This is a genomic window from Chryseobacterium gambrini (assembly GCF_027920505.1).
Taxonomy (GTDB): Bacteria; Bacteroidota; Bacteroidia; order Flavobacteriales; family Weeksellaceae; genus Chryseobacterium; species Chryseobacterium gambrini.
In genome coordinates, this window is the sequence record NZ_CP115857.1 from 817636 (window position 1) to 832043 (window position 14408).

Here is a 14408-nt window from a genome sequence, read left to right on the forward strand (position 1 = left end):
AAATAAAAGCGAACGAATTTATAAAAAATAAAATTTATATTAAATATCCTTTTAAAAATATAACGTTTTTTAAGAGATTTTTTGTATACGCTGTAAAAGTAAAAATGGAAAGAGCCGACATTATTTCAATCGCAAAAAGTACGTTAGAAATAGAAATTTCAGAATTAGAAAAACTTAAATCCAGACTCAATGAAGATTTTGCGAAAGCCGTAGAAATTATTCATTCTGCCAAGGGAAAACTTATCGTGGTGGGAATCGGGAAATCGGCGCACGTTGGAAATAAGATTGTTGCCACCCTGAATTCCACAGGAACCCCTTCTCAGTTTTTACACGCTTCGGAAGCCATCCACGGAGATCTGGGCGTTATCCAGAAACAGGATGTTGTATTATGTATTTCAAATTCCGGAAATTCACCGGAGATTGTGAATCTGGTTCCTTACCTGAAAGACTATTCTTCTGCATTAATAGGAATGACGGGAAATAAATCCAGCAAACTTGCTGAATTTTCCGAAATTATTTTAGATACGTATGTAGAAAAGGAAGCGTGTCCGAATAAACTTGCGCCTACAAGTTCAACCACTCTGCAAATGGCTTTGGGAGATGCTTTGGCGATTGCTTTAATGGAAATGAATGATTTTAAGGCAAATGATTTTGCTAAATTTCATCCGGGAGGTAGTCTGGGTAAAAATTTAATTTCAAAAGTAGATGATTTCCTTTCATCCCAAAAACCTCAGGTTACAGAAAATGATACGGTAAAAGATGTCATCATCTCAATCAGCGGTTCCCGACACGGAATCACAGTTGTAACGAATAATAACGAAATTATCGGGGTGATTACCGACGGTGATTTGAGAAGAATGCTCTTAAAAGGTGATGATATCGCTAAAGTTCTTGCAAAAGACATCATGTCTGCGCATCCGAAAACCATCGAGAGAAACGCTTTGGCTAAAGAAGCCATGAAAATATTAAAGGACAATAATATCGGACAGCTTGTGGTAACGGAAAACGGAAAATATTTCGGGATTATCGATCTGCATAAATTGCTGGATGAAGGAATTAATTAATCTCTGTTATGTATTTTTTACTTCTCTTGGCAGGTCTTTTATTTTATATCCTGAGAAATTATATCTATTACCACGCAGACCAGCCCAGAACTTATACTATATCAAGAAAGAAAGAGCAAAAAATAAATTATTTCACGCAACATACTTTTGATGAAAACAGTAATGACTATTATGATATATTGGTAAAAGTTTTAGTCCTGTGTACTTATGATGTCGAAAAATTCAGAACTAATGCCTCGGAAGATTTTCCATTCAGAAGACTTGAAGAAGATATAGAATTTGTCTTTACCGAAGAAATTTTCAAAACTTTGCTGAGAAACAACCTGATCGGTGCGGCAACGGTTCCTAAGCTTTTACAATTTAAAGAGGCTGCATCAAAAATTACTGAGGACGAATGGTTTTTCGAAAAAGTAGACCTTAATCTGGATGAGCGATGGAAAGAAATCGGCAAAATTGCTAAAAATCTGCTCAACGATATGAAAATAGAGAATTAGTCCACAGTATTGATATTAAACTTCCTTTTACTGAAACTTTTTTCCTAAATTTGAAATCTTAAAAAAAATATTATCCTGTGAGTGATGCTAAAGACATGTCTTTTTGGGGACATATTGGTGAACTAAGAGGTCATCTCATCCGTTCAATTCTCGCTATTATAATTGCTGCAGTTATTATCGGTTTCAATATCAACTGGATTATGGATCACGTTTTCTTTGGTCCTACCCGAAATGATTTTGCCACCTTTGAGATTGTGAATCATTTTTCCAAAATGATTTTGGGCGAAGACAGCATTCACCTTCCGAAAGATTTTCCGGTTCGTGCAAGCAAGCTTTACCAGCAGTTTAATGTGATGATGGCAGTTTCCATTTTTGGAGGAATTGTTTTGGCTTTTCCTTATATTGTATGGGAACTTTGGAGATTCATCAGCCCCGCTTTACATCCGAATGAAAGAAAAAATTCAATCTTTATCATCAATTCGGTTTGGATTTTATTCATGACGGGCGTTTTATGCGGATATTATTTAATTCTTCCTTTTGCCGTTAATTTTGGGGTTATTTTCAAAATCTCCGATATTATTATTCCGCTTTATGATTTAAGCGATTATACGACTCTGTTTTTACAGGTTGTTTTAGGAATGGGCGTAATTTTCCTTTTTCCGGTACTTATTTATTTCCTTACCACCATCGGAATTCTTACACCAACCTTTATGAAAACATACCGTCGTCATGCGATTGTTTTAATCATGGTGGTTGCAGCAATTATCACTCCGGCTGACGTTTTAAGTATGTTGATGGCAGCATTTCCACTGCTTTTACTGTACGAATTCAGTATCATCATGTGTTCGTATACCTATAAGAAAGTTCAGAAAGCGGCTGGAAATTTACCTGCAGTTCAGAAATAATTTTTATCCATTCAAAATATAGTCCCGTAGATTTTCTGCGGGATTTTTCTTTTTCAGGAGCTTTATCGCGCTTTCCGCACTCGCTCATTTTCAAGATTCAGGTTTTGCGGCGGCAAAGCCGCCGCAAAACCTGAATCTTGAAAATGAGCTCAGACAATTGCTGCAATCGCGGCTAGGGTTTTTGTGTGGAAAAGAATTGTTTCTGAAAATATTGATAATAAGTCTTTTGCGGATTGTGTTTTTTAACCACCCCGTCAAAAATTCTGAAGAATTTTTGCCACCCCTCCAAAGGAGGGGAATTTTACTTGGAAACCATTGATTACGAAATGATAACAACAAAGAATGTAACAAACTTTTACTTCTTTCGTCTAATTAAAAAGATCGTAATAATTTAGATAAGCTGAATTTTACGTCTATTAAATTTCTATTTTAGCGATTATAATTTAATTCAGATGAAAAAACTTTCATATACGCTTTTGTTTGCGGCAAGTCTTTCTTTCGGACAGTTTTTCGAGAAAGATAAGGTTTTCACGAAACAGGATACCTTAAAAGGTTCCAATACACAATTCCGAAACTTTTGGGACGTCAAAAAATATGACCTTTCCGTAGAACCGGATTTTGCCCAGAAAAGCATTAAAGGAAACAACAAGATCAGTTTTGAGATCATTAAAGACGTTACAAACCCTACGTTTCAGATTGATCTGCAGCAGCCAATGAAAGCGGACAAAGTGGAAGCCAGTTTTCCAGTGGCAGAATATAAACAGGATGGCGATTTTATCTGGATCAAAACCAATAAAAGCTTTAAAAAGGGTGAAAAATATACTATTGACGTCACCTATTCCGGAAATCCTACCATTGCAAAACGGGCACCTTGGGACGGAGGCTGGGTTTTCACCAAAGATGAAAACGGAAATCCGTGGATGAGCGTTGCCGACGAAGGAATCGGAGCTTCTATCTGGCTTCCTACCAAAGATATCTGGGACGATGAACCCGACAATGGCGTTGTGATGAAAATCATTACTCCCAAAGATTTAGTGGGGGTTGGAAACGGAAGACTAATCAGCAAAAAAGCAGAAGGCGATAAAATGGCTTACACATGGGAAGTTAAAAATCCGATTAACGCCTACTCTATCATTCCGAATATTGGAAAATATGTGAACTTCAAAGATACTTTTAACGGAGAAAAAGGGAAACTGGATCTGGATTACTGGGTAATTGATTATAATTTAGACAAAGCAAAAAAACAGTTTCAGCAGGTAAAACCGATGCTTTCAGCCTTTGAATACTGGTTTGGACCCTATCCATTCTATGAAGATTCTTACAAGCTTGTAGATTCCCCTTATTTGGGAATGGAGCACCAAAGTAACGTTGCGTACGGAAATGCTTACCAAAACGGTTATCTGGGGCAGGATCTTTCCGGAACGGGAGTTGGATTAAACTGGGATTACATCATTGTTCATGAAAGCGGACACGAGTGGTTTGCGAATAATATTACCGCAAAAGATCAGGCAGATATGTGGGTACACGAAGGTTTCACGATGTACTCCGAAGTCTTGTTCACCGAAAAATATATGGACAAAAAATCTGCGGATATTTATGCACAGGGAATCCGCAACGGTATTCAGAATGATGTTCCGATTATCGGAAAATACGGCGTAAGAAATGAAGGAAGCGGCGATATGTACCCGAAAGGCGCAAGTATGCTTCACACGATCCGTCAGATCATCAATAACGATGCGAAATTCAGAGAAATTTTAAGAGGAATCAATAAAGATTTTTATCATCAGACGGTTACCACCGAACAGATCGAAAATTATATTTCAAAGAAATCCGGAATTGATTTTTCAAGTGTGTTCAATCAATATCTGAGAACCACAAAAATTCCGACACTGGAATATTCCCAGAAAGGCGAAGAACTGAAATTCCGCTACACCAACGTTGTGAAGAATTTAAAACTTCCTATTATTATTGACGGAATCACCATTAATCCAACCGAGCAATGGCAGACTGTAAAGCTAAAAAAAGGAACTCCGGTACAGTTTAACGAGAATTATTACATTGATTATAAAAAGATACAGTAAAATCTTAATAATACAGGCAAAATCGTTTTTCGGTTTTGCTTTTTTGTTTCATTTATTCAGGAATCAGTATTAAATTAATTACTCTCTGTAAATTTTAACAAAAATTTAAAACTTTTAAAGTAACAAAATCAATTTTTCATCAACTACTTAGATATAATTTGAATTCAATGAAAAAAATAGCACTAAGTTTAGGATTACTGGCTGCGTTTTTTGTAAATGCACAGTCTATAAAAACTACGATAGATCTGGTAAATGTAAAAGACGATAAGGTTGCCGTAACGATGGAATTCCCAAAAATGAAATCCGGTGACGTGAAGTTTCATTTTCCTAAAACAGTTCCGGGAACTTATTCTGTAGACGATTACGGAAGATTTGTGGAAGGAATTAAATTTTTAGATAACAAAGGGAAAGAGATTGCTTTCACAAAAGTAAATGACAACACTTACGCTCTGAAAAACGCTCAGAATTTAAGCAAAGTAACTTATCTTGTGAATGACAGTTTCGATGAAGAAATGGACGATTCCAAACACAAAGCGGTATTTTCACCTTCGGGAACAGATATTGAAACCGGAAAAGTTTATCTGATCAATACCCACGGATTTGTTGGATACATTGATAATATGCAGGACGTTCCTTATCAGTTAATTATCCAGAAACCAACGGATTTCTACGGAACAACCGCTTTGGTAGATCAGGATAAATCTGAATCTACAGACACCTATACTTTAGCGAATTATGCAAAAGTGACCGATTCTCCGTTAATGTACACAAAACCGGATTATGTGACGTTCAATGCGGGAGGAATGGATCTTGTATTGGGCGTTTATTCTCCGACAGGAAAATACAAAGCCGCTGATTTCAAAGAAAATCTTGAGAAAACGGTGATTGCCCAGAAGAAATTCTTAGGTGATATGAACACCAACAAAAAATATGCGATCATGCTTTATCTTTCGGGAATGGAAGAACCGCATATCAAAGGTTTCGGAGCTTTGGAACACCACGAATCCACAAGTGTTGTCCTGCCTGAAATGATGCCGAAAGATGCGATTGACAAAACCATTACAGACGTTGTTTCTCATGAGTTTTTCCATACGGTAAATCCTTTGAAAACGCATTCGGAAGAAATTCACTATTTCGATTATGCAGATCCGAAAATGTCTCAGCATTTGTGGATGTATGAAGGCGGAACAGAATATTTTGCAAATCTATTCCAGATTCAGGAAGGTCTGATCACAAAAGACGAATTCCTTCAGAGAATGAGCGAAAAAATCGCCAACTCCAAGAACTATAACGATACCATGCCTTTCACGGTAATGAGTAAAAATGTTCTTAAAGATGAATACAAAGACCAGTATAGAAACGTTTATGAAAAAGGTGCGCTTCTTGCGATGTGTCTTGATATCGAATTGAGAAAGCTGTCCAACGGAGAAATGGGCTATCGTGACATGATCAGAAAACTGTCTCAGCGATTTGGGGAAAACAAACCGTTTAAAGACGATAAACTGATTGACGAACTGGTAACAGTTACAGGGTATCCTCAGGTAAAAGACTTTTACAACAAATACATTGCAGGAGATCAGCCAACGCCATATGCACAATATCTGAGTCTTGTTGGTGTAGAAGCAAAAAAACAGGAAACTCCGCCGATTTTCTGGTTCATTAAAGATCCTCAACAGACCGGTTTTGATGATAAGGACAATGCATTTGTATTCGACGAAAGTTCTGCCCTGTCTCCTTTCTCAAAAAGCATCGGATTTAAAATCACTGATAAAATCGTTGCTCTGGACGGAAAAACCATCAATGTTCAGAATATCCAGTCGTTTGTAGAATATGCGAAATCTGTGAAGGAGGGACAAAACGTAACAGTAACCGTTTTAAGAAAGAATGGTGACAAAACAGAGAAAATCGATCTTAAAGGGAAAGCAATTCTGGATAAAATGACGATCGAAACGCTTCAGTTCAAATCTAATCCAACAGCCGCTGAACAAAAATTACAGGATCAGTGGTTAACCGGAAAAAAATAAATGCAGCTAAGATTAAAATTAGGACTTAGTAATCAAGCGGGGAATTTTCTCCGCTTTTTTTATTGTCAATGTGGGCAGCAAGAGTTTTTGAGCAAACGGATGTTTCTGCAAGTTCAGCATGACATTGCTAAATCCAACTGCTATTTTGAAATTTTGTCAGACTGAGCTTGTCGAAGTCTTTGTAAATGCTGTAAATAATGGATAATTTTTAGGAGCTTTTTCCTGCTTTCCGCAATCGCTATTTTGTGTATTTGGGTTTGCGGCGGCTTCGCCGCCGCAAACCCAAATACACAAAATGAGCTCAAACAAAGCTTCAATCAGGGCTAAAATTCAGGTCACTCCTTATAAATATTCAATAAAAAATTGTCAGTTAACAAAAATCAAAATATAAATTTCACAGCTTAGATTCCTCCGGAATGACAAACTTTACGCAGCACATTCCTGAAACAATTTACCCTTTTTTAATTGTAATCCTAAAAGTCGTTCCCTTTCCTATTTCAGTCTGGGAAATTTTAATATCTCCGTTGTGATACTCCTGAATCACTCTTTTTGCAAGAGACAATCCCAGTCCCCAACCTCGTTTTTTGGTGGAATAACCAGGTTTAAAAGCATTTCTTGCCTGTTGTTTCGTCATTCCGCTTCCCGTATCCTGAACTTCCACAACAATATTTTTGTTTCTTTCCAAAACAGACATTGAAATAGAGCCCTCTCCTTTCATCGCATCAACCGCATTTTTAACAAGATTTTCAATCACCCAGCTCATCAGGATTTTATTATGGGGAACCAAAATCGTGTAATTGGGAAGGTGAAGTCCGAAATTGATCTTTCTTGAAATTCTTGTTTTCAGATAATCGTAATTTTCCTGAATGGTCGCGTTGAAATCTTTATCATTCAGTTCCGGAACAGAACCAATCTTCGAAAACCTCTCGGAAATCGTTCTTAATCTTTCAATATCTTTTTCAATTTCATGAACGCCTTCGGAATCCGGAGTATCCAGTTTCATAATTTCCATCCAGCCGATCATCGAAGACAATGGAGTTCCGATCTGATGTGCCGTTTCTTTAGCAAGACCTGCCCAAAGATAGCCTTCATCCGTTTTTTTAATCGTCCGTAAAAACCAGAATGAAAAAAGAAAATAACACAGAATGAAAAACCCTAAAATATAGGGAGAATACCGAAGATTATTCAGCAGTTCTGAATTATCATAGTATACAAACTGATTGTTTGCATTGGGAACTTTTATTTCGATCGGCGGATAATTTTTAGCCATTTTATTAGCCAGAGCAACAATTTCAGCAGAATTGTTTTCAATATCCTGCGGAATATTTTTATGCTCGATAATCTGTCCATCCTTATCGAGAATAATCACCGGAATCGTGGTATTCGAACTGTAAATCTGCAACAGCAATGCCTGAATTTCCAGACTCGGAACCTTTACTTCCTGCTGAAATTTCAGTGCAGTGACTAAAATATCTACCCTTTTTACTTCCTCTTTTCGGAGGAAATTAAAAAGGATTGTAGAAGCAATAACAATCGTTAAGACAACAATCGTCATCAGCGTAAAAATAATCCAGTTGTTAAGTCTTGCAAATATGGATTTCTTCAAGGCAAATTTATTTTAAAACATTCAGGATTTTCTGCAGTTCTGTGCTTCCGCTCCCTTCATAATTATTAATGATAATGGAGAAAACATATTTTTTTCCGTCTTTTGAGGTGTGGTATCCTGCGTAAGATTTGGTATCGCTCATCGTTCCGCTTTTCATTTTCATACCGTTATCGTGCGTTGGAAAACCATCATAATAAGATTCAAACCAAGGCTGTTTTCTGGCGTACAGCAAAGCCTGAACTTCTGCTTTTGCCGCAACATAATTTTGCGGAGAAAGTCCGCTTCCGTCGGCAAAATTAATCATATTCGGATTGATGCCCTTTGATTTCCAGAATTCTTTTAAATAAGCTACTCCGCTTTTAAAACTTGGATCGCCTTTTTTCTCTTTTCCTAACGTTTTTATTAAAGTTTCACCGTAAAAATTGATACTTTTTCTCAGAAACCAGTAAATAATTTTATCCAAAGTCGGCGATTCGTAGGTAAGAATAACATTATTTTTCGGAGCTTGCAATGCCTTTTTCCCTTCAATTTCCAGTTGGGAATTGGTAAGGACTTTCCCCGAAAAATCAATTCCCGAATCTTTCAGCCATTGTTTCACTTCCGCACCAAGCTGCAAAGGCGGATTGGGAACCGAACCGGAAACCGTAACCGTTTTGGCAGGTAAAGTTCCGTTAATCAGCGCAACGTCAGAATGCGGCGCCGTAAAAATCAGACTCTGATCTGAACTTCCGCCCACTTTAAGATCATTCAGCCAGTTAACTCCTTCAAGCGGATAAGAGAAGCTTTTGAATTCATTTCCGTTGATATTGATATCGAACTGATTTTCGCGCCAGTTGATCCCCCAAACTCCGGCTCCATAGTAATTTCCAAGATCATTCCATGGCCATCCTCCCGGAATCGTCTGATGATCAAAGTAAGAATCGTCGATCACAAGATCTCCTGAAATTTTTTTAATCCCGGATTTTTTTATGGCATCAATTAATTTCTGCTTAAAATTTTCGGGTTTATAGGCTTCATATCTCCAGCTTCCCAATGTGGGATCTCCGGTTGAGCTGATGAAAAGATTTCCGTTCAGGTTTCCACCAGAAATATTTCCGGAATATGATGAAACAGTCTTATACGTGTAGTTCTTTCCTAAAATCTCCAAAGCTGTTCCGGCAGTAAATATTTTCTGCGTAGAAGCTGTCGAAAGTCCTTTACTTCCCTGATATTCGTAAATAAAATTTCCGTTTTCATCGGAAACATAAAATGATAAGTTAGATGAAATTGCCCCTGAAGAATTCATCAGGTTTTTGGTTGCTTCATCCAGTTTCTGAGTAATATTTTGGGCAAAAATAATCTGCGTGGATAATGTAAGAACAGCCAATGTCTTTTTCATTGCGTTTTTTTATAAACTTTTTATTGTCTTTTTAGAAATGAAGAATCTGCTTTATTTTTTCAGCATGTTTTTAAGTCTGTCTAAACTTTTATTTAACCGCAAAAGTCACAAAAGATGAACTAAACTTTTATTTAAAGCTGATCATTATAAATGAAAAAGCTCACCATAGTTTTTAAAAATCTTTGATTTTTATTCTTTTGAGCGCTTTGATTATTATAGAAATTCGCTTTAATATTGTCTTTTGTGCCTTTTGCGGTTAATTCTGAAATTTGTTTAAACAAGATTATTGATGTGCTTCTACAGGCTCAGCATGACACTGCTACAAATAAACTGTTGAAATAAAACCGTTAGTATTAGAAATATCATGCTGAACCTGCGAAGCATTTGACCTTATTTACATATGATTACAAATCAAATTCTTCAATTCAAATATAATTAAAATAAAATTTACAGTTCACTTCCCGGTTCGATTTCATAAGGTTCCTTTTCTTTTTCGAAGATTCTCGTGAGTTCAGTTCCTTCAACGGTAATTTTATCGCCCATTCTTCTGATCCAGTTTCCTTCACGAAGTCCGACAACTTTTAAGTCATTCTGCGTTAAAAATTCTTTAATTCTGGTTTCTCTCGTTTCACCATTATGTTTAAGTTCAGGATTCGGATCAAGATAATGCGGATTGATATTGAACGGAACCAACCCCATACAATCAAAACTTGGAGGATATACAATCGGCATATCGTTCGTTGTTTTCATATTCTGTCCGCCGATATTGCTTCCTGCGCTGCATCCCAGATAAGGTTTTCCGCCTTCAACATTTTCTTTCAAAACATTCATCAAGCCTTCTTCATGTAAAGTTTTTACCAGTAAAAAAGTATTTCCGCCTCCTGTAAAAAATGCTTTCGCGCTGTTTATGGCTTGTGTTTTATCCTCAAATTCATGAAGACCTTTCACTTTAATATTTATGGTTTCAAAAAAAGAACGTGCTTTTGCTGTATAATCGTCATGAGAAATTCCGCCCGGTCTTGCGAAAGGCACGAAAATGATTTCGTCGATTCCATCATATAATTTGATTAATTCTTCTCTCAGATATTCCAGATATGCTCCACCAAAGAGTGTGGAAGTTGATGCCAAAATGATATTCATAACGGATGATTTGTCTTATAATCGTTGTTTTACAAAGATAAACCGAATCTGCAGCGAATCAAAAATAATGATAAAAAAACATAGAATCCCGTTAATATTTTCCAAAAAAGTTTAAAGATTCTAAAATTTAGACGTTTATGGAATTATAATTGAACTTTAATTATCAACTTGAAAAATGTAAGATTATGAAAATGATTAAAAGTAATATTCAAAACCTGTTTTTAGGTTTGATGTTTATAGGAACCGCAAGTTTTGTAAATGCGCAGACGACACAGACAGACAGTACAACTGCTGCAAAAACAACCACAACAACCGCTCAGTCGACAGGAAACCCAACCATTGACGGTCTAAAAAAACAGATCGAAGCCAACCCGAAAGATACCGAAGCTTTGGCAAAATTAGCCGGAGCGTATCAGGAAGCTTCAGACTGGACAAACGCAATTGATACATGGAAAAAGATTTCGGCTTTAGTACCGGATTGGGCGCCATCTTATTATAGTCAGGCTTATGCCTATCAGTCTGCGAAAGACGATGCCAATGCAAAACTGGCTTATGAAAAGTATATTGCAACGGTAAAGCCTGAAGAGGTGGAACAGAATAAGAAAAATCTGGCATACGCTTATTTTTATGTAGCGTTCTCTGAACAGCAGAGCAATCCTGATAAAGCAAAGGAGCATATTGCTAAATCCTTACAGTACGATCCTACCAATCAGGATGCTGTAAAGTTAAGCAAAGCTTTAAATTCATAGTTGTGAAAGATCCGAAGAAATTGTCTTCGGATCTTTTTTCTTTTTATTAAATTTTCCTGCCGAAAAAGTTTGTTTCTCCTTTCAGATGCTGAATGATTTTCTGAATATTTCTCTGGATGCTCTTTTCAGTTTTAAGATGATTGATATATTTTATCAGTTCTGATTTTCTTGAAGAGCTTAATTTTTCAAAGTTTTTTAAGGCGACAGGGTTTTCGTTGATGGCTTTCTCCAAGTCAGGATGCATAGAAATTTTTCTCTCGGAGTCATCATATTCAATAAAAATATCAAGTGTTTCGCCAATTCTTTTTGGTGAATCTTTTAGCATAGTTACATTAATATATAACCGCCATTCTCCCTTATATTTCATTAAATTCTGCTTAAATTCTTTGCCGTTCACTGTTCCTTTTACGGGAATCGGACTTTTATTTTTGCCTGAATTTTCAAATACGGCGGCAAGAATTTCTTCAGGAAGAAAAATAAACGGATTAATTCCGATAATTTCGAGTTTCGCGGTGAAATGGTTTTTCATTACTACTTTATTGTTAACTAAATTAGTGATTATTTTAAAACTGTAAATCTTTAACCACCCCGTCAAAAATTCTTTGATTTTTTGCCACCCCTCCGAAAGAGGGGAATTGTAATTCTCTACTATTCACTTTTGTTTTAACAGAAACTCTTCCTGAATGCGGAATCTCATCTTTAATTAATTTTCCACTCAAAAAGGAATGATTATCTTTGTACAAAATAAATCTGTAAAACAAATGAAATTTTTTATTGACACTGCTAATTTAGAGCAAATAAAAGAAGCTAAAGATCTTGGAATTCTTGATGGGGTAACAACCAACCCGTCTTTAATGGCAAAAGAAGGAATTCAGGGAGCTGAAGCGATTAAAAATCATTACAAAGCCATCTGCGAAATTGTAGACGGAGATATTTCTGCGGAAGTTCTTTCTACAACGTATGAAGAAATGATTAAAGAAGGAGACGAATTGGCAGCAATCCACCCGAATATCGTGGTGAAAATCCCGATGATCAAAGACGGAATTAAAGCGTTAAAATATTTTTCAGATAAAGGAATCAAAACGAACTGTACGCTGATTTTCTCTCCGGGACAGGCTCTTTTGGCTGCAAAAGCAGGTGCAACTTATGTTTCTCCTTTCCTGGGAAGACTGGATGATATTTCAACTGACGGATTAAATTTAATTCAGGAAATCAGATTGATTTTTGATAATTATATGTATGAAACTGAAATTTTAGCAGCTTCTATCCGTCATTCGATGCACATTATCGACTGTGCTAAAATTGGAGCAGATGTGATTACTTCACCGCTTCCTCCGATCTTGAGTTTACTGAAACATCCTTTAACAGACAGCGGATTGGCGCAGTTTGTTGCAGATTCTCAGAAATTATCTTAATATATCTTTATATTTCAGAATAAATTACGGCGCGGAAACTTCGTTTCCGCGCCGTAATTATTATTTCAGTAAATCCAGTTCCAGAAGGTTATTGTCTTTTGCATTATCTTCTTTTACCTTTCTCTCACGCTGACGAATCATGTCTTCCACATCCAGCTTATTTCCTTTTTCGTCGGTCATCATGATTTTAGTTCCGCTTGAAAGCATCTGCCGTATTCCTTTTGTCGGATTGATCCGGTAATCAAGAAACTGTTTTTTATATTTTTCCTGATTTAAAGGAACCAATGCTCCGAATCTGTGATTTTCTTCCTGACTTTTCCATTCCCGATCTTTTAAATCTATAATTTCCTTTAAAACATAAGAATGAGAGTTCGTCTTATCTTCCAGCTTTACAATTAATCCCGGTAATCCATGAAATTTATACGGTCCGTCCTGAATCGGAATATCGGCAACAAACCAAGCCGTCCATTTTCTTCCGGCGAAATCCGTGGTTGCTTTTTGTGCATTAAATTCACCCACTTTTTCTTTTTCCGGTAAAATTTTCCATTCCATTTTCCTGTCATCAGAAACTTTGTACTCATCCATATCCAAACGATTGAAGAACAAAATTTTATAGTCGGGATAAGATTTTTGAACAACATAAGGAACCATTCCGAAATTAATTTTAGAAAAATCTCCGTTCTGATGTTTCGACTGAGCCTCGATCAACGAATCTGAAATATATTTGTCTCTGCTGTAAAATTTCGAACCTTTCTTAGAAACATCAAGGTATATGGATTCTGTGATCGATACATCTTTTTTTGTAGAATCTGAAACAAATCTGTACTCATAAACAAAACGTTTATTCTGAGCATTAAACAGCATTCCCAATAGCAACGCAAACGCAATAATGATCTTCTTCATTAATATTTTTTATTTAGTTTAAATTTTTAATTCATTATATTCTTCACCACTTTACAAGGATTTCCCACTGCAACCACATTGTCCGGAATGTCTTTGGTTACGACACTTCCCGCTCCGATCACAGAGTTATTTCCGATAGAAATTCCGGGAAGAACCACTACATTTCCTCCGAACCATACGTTATCTCCTACTGTAATAGGATGAGCAGATTCAAGACCTTCATTTCTTTGTTTAAAATCTATGGGATGATTTGCGGTGTAAAAACTACAGTTGGGACCAATAAAAACATGATCTCCGAAAGTTACTTTCGCACAATCCAGAATTACCAGATTATGATTCGAATAGAAATTCTCTCCCACTTCAATATTGTATCCGTAATCGCACCAGAAACTGGGTTCTATGCAGATATTCTGTTTTGTTTTGCCTAAAATCTTTCTCAGCAGTGCCGCTCTTCCTTCAGCATCAGAATTTTTCAGGAGGTTGTATTCCTGACAAAGATCTTTTACTTTAATTCTTTCTTCAATAAGTTCCTGATCGTAATTGGCATTATACAAAAGTCCTTTTGCACATTTTTCCTTTTCCGTCATATTTTATGATTTGCAGTTCTAAAGATAATAAAAACAAAACAGGGCAGAAATTACTTTTGCCC

The 14408-nt window shown here is 36.4% G+C and carries 14 protein-coding genes; 7 read left to right on the plus strand and 7 right to left on the minus strand.

Going from position 1 to position 14408, the window contains the following annotated elements; translation table 11 throughout:
* The first annotated feature begins 104 nt into the window (after positions 1-104).
* From PFY09_RS03640 to PFY09_RS03660, 5 genes are all read left to right on the plus strand, one after another.
* On the plus strand, positions 105-1064 hold the full coding sequence (locus tag PFY09_RS03640; protein ID WP_271161436.1) for a KpsF/GutQ family sugar-phosphate isomerase: 960 nt from the start codon (positions 105-107) through the stop codon (positions 1062-1064).
* 8 nt (positions 1065-1072) lie between these two features.
* Entirely contained in the window at positions 1073-1558 is a 486-nt protein-coding gene (locus PFY09_RS03645) for a hypothetical protein (protein ID WP_271161437.1), read from the plus strand.
* Between the two features lie 77 nt (positions 1559-1635).
* A complete protein-coding gene (tatC, locus tag PFY09_RS03650) occupies positions 1636-2463 on the plus strand; it encodes a twin-arginine translocase subunit TatC (RefSeq protein ID WP_185140322.1) in 828 nt (275 codons plus the stop codon).
* Between the two features lie 452 nt (positions 2464-2915).
* Positions 2916-4544 carry a M1 family metallopeptidase gene (locus tag PFY09_RS03655; protein WP_271161438.1) on the plus strand — a complete coding sequence of 543 codons (1629 nt, stop codon included), beginning with the start codon at positions 2916-2918 and terminating at the stop codon, positions 4542-4544.
* 167 nt (positions 4545-4711) lie between these two features.
* On the plus strand, positions 4712-6568 hold the full coding sequence (locus tag PFY09_RS03660) for a M61 family metallopeptidase (RefSeq protein ID WP_087710516.1): 1857 nt from the start codon (positions 4712-4714) through the stop codon (positions 6566-6568).
* Positions 6569-7019: 451 nt separating this feature from the next.
* Here PFY09_RS03660 and PFY09_RS03665 read toward each other — a convergent pair whose 3' ends face one another.
* The 3 genes from PFY09_RS03665 to pepE form a co-directional block, all read right to left on the minus strand.
* On the minus strand, positions 7020-8174 hold the full coding sequence (locus PFY09_RS03665; protein WP_228423084.1) for a sensor histidine kinase: 1155 nt from the start codon (positions 8172-8174) through the stop codon (positions 7020-7022).
* Between the two features lie 7 nt (positions 8175-8181).
* Positions 8182-9552 carry a D-alanyl-D-alanine carboxypeptidase/D-alanyl-D-alanine endopeptidase gene (gene dacB, locus PFY09_RS03670; protein ID WP_271161439.1) on the minus strand — a complete coding sequence of 457 codons (1371 nt, stop codon included), beginning with the start codon at positions 9550-9552 and terminating at the stop codon, positions 8182-8184.
* 447 nt (positions 9553-9999) lie between these two features.
* Entirely contained in the window at positions 10000-10692 is a 693-nt protein-coding gene (gene pepE, locus PFY09_RS03675; RefSeq protein ID WP_271161440.1) for a dipeptidase PepE, read from the minus strand.
* 185 nt (positions 10693-10877) lie between these two features.
* Here pepE and PFY09_RS03680 point away from each other — a divergent pair, with 185 nt between their 5' ends.
* Positions 10878-11441 (plus strand): tetratricopeptide repeat protein, encoded by a 564-nt coding sequence (locus PFY09_RS03680; RefSeq protein WP_214589967.1) that lies wholly within the window; start codon positions 10878-10880, stop codon positions 11439-11441.
* Between the two features lie 46 nt (positions 11442-11487).
* Here the strand turns inward: PFY09_RS03680 and PFY09_RS03685 are convergent, their stop codons facing one another.
* Both PFY09_RS03685 and PFY09_RS03690 read right to left on the minus strand, forming a co-directional pair.
* Positions 11488-11970 (minus strand): YdeI/OmpD-associated family protein, encoded by a 483-nt coding sequence (locus PFY09_RS03685; protein WP_271161441.1) that lies wholly within the window; start codon positions 11968-11970, stop codon positions 11488-11490.
* Positions 11971-12004: 34 nt separating this feature from the next.
* Positions 12005-12160, minus strand: a complete 156-nt coding sequence (locus PFY09_RS03690; RefSeq protein ID WP_175608765.1) for a hypothetical protein — start codon at positions 12158-12160, stop codon at positions 12005-12007.
* A 42-nt stretch (positions 12161-12202) separates the two neighbouring features.
* On the opposite strand from PFY09_RS03690, the gene fsa reads away from it, so the two are divergent.
* Positions 12203-12856 carry a fructose-6-phosphate aldolase gene (fsa, locus tag PFY09_RS03695; RefSeq protein WP_076389923.1) on the plus strand — a complete coding sequence of 218 codons (654 nt, stop codon included), beginning with the start codon at positions 12203-12205 and terminating at the stop codon, positions 12854-12856.
* Between the two features lie 60 nt (positions 12857-12916).
* On the opposite strand, the gene PFY09_RS03700 is transcribed toward fsa, so the two are convergent.
* Positions 12917-13759, minus strand: coding sequence for a GLPGLI family protein (locus PFY09_RS03700; protein ID WP_271161442.1), 843 nt, complete (start codon positions 13757-13759; stop codon positions 12917-12919).
* A 26-nt stretch (positions 13760-13785) separates the two neighbouring features.
* Entirely contained in the window at positions 13786-14346 is a 561-nt protein-coding gene (locus PFY09_RS03705) for a sugar O-acetyltransferase (protein WP_076389919.1), read from the minus strand.
* Between the last annotated feature and the right edge of the window lie 62 nt (positions 14347-14408).

Bases quoted from the DNA above. Each gene is read 5' to 3' on its own strand.
- PFY09_RS03685 (WP_271161441.1), bottom strand. From the start codon at position 11,970: ATGAAAAACCATTTCACCGCGAAACTCGAAATTATCGGAATTAATCCG.
- pepE (WP_271161440.1), bottom strand. From the start codon at position 10,692: ATGAATATCATTTTGGCATCAACTTCCACACTCTTTGGTGGAGCATAT.
- dacB (WP_271161439.1), bottom strand. From the start codon at position 9,552: ATGAAAAAGACATTGGCTGTTCTTACATTATCCACGCAGATTATTTTT.
- PFY09_RS03660 (WP_087710516.1), top strand. From the start codon at position 4,712: ATGAAAAAAATAGCACTAAGTTTAGGATTACTGGCTGCGTTTTTTGTA.
- PFY09_RS03680 (WP_214589967.1), top strand. From the start codon at position 10,878: ATGAAAATGATTAAAAGTAATATTCAAAACCTGTTTTTAGGTTTGATG.
- PFY09_RS03700 (WP_271161442.1), bottom strand. From the start codon at position 13,759: ATGAAGAAGATCATTATTGCGTTTGCGTTGCTATTGGGAATGCTGTTT.
- PFY09_RS03645 (WP_271161437.1), top strand. From the start codon at position 1,073: ATGTATTTTTTACTTCTCTTGGCAGGTCTTTTATTTTATATCCTGAGA.
- PFY09_RS03705 (WP_076389919.1), bottom strand. From the start codon at position 14,346: ATGACGGAAAAGGAAAAATGTGCAAAAGGACTTTTGTATAATGCCAAT.
- PFY09_RS03640 (WP_271161436.1), top strand. From the start codon at position 105: ATGGAAAGAGCCGACATTATTTCAATCGCAAAAAGTACGTTAGAAATA.
- fsa (WP_076389923.1), top strand. From the start codon at position 12,203: ATGAAATTTTTTATTGACACTGCTAATTTAGAGCAAATAAAAGAAGCT.
- PFY09_RS03655 (WP_271161438.1), top strand. From the start codon at position 2,916: ATGAAAAAACTTTCATATACGCTTTTGTTTGCGGCAAGTCTTTCTTTC.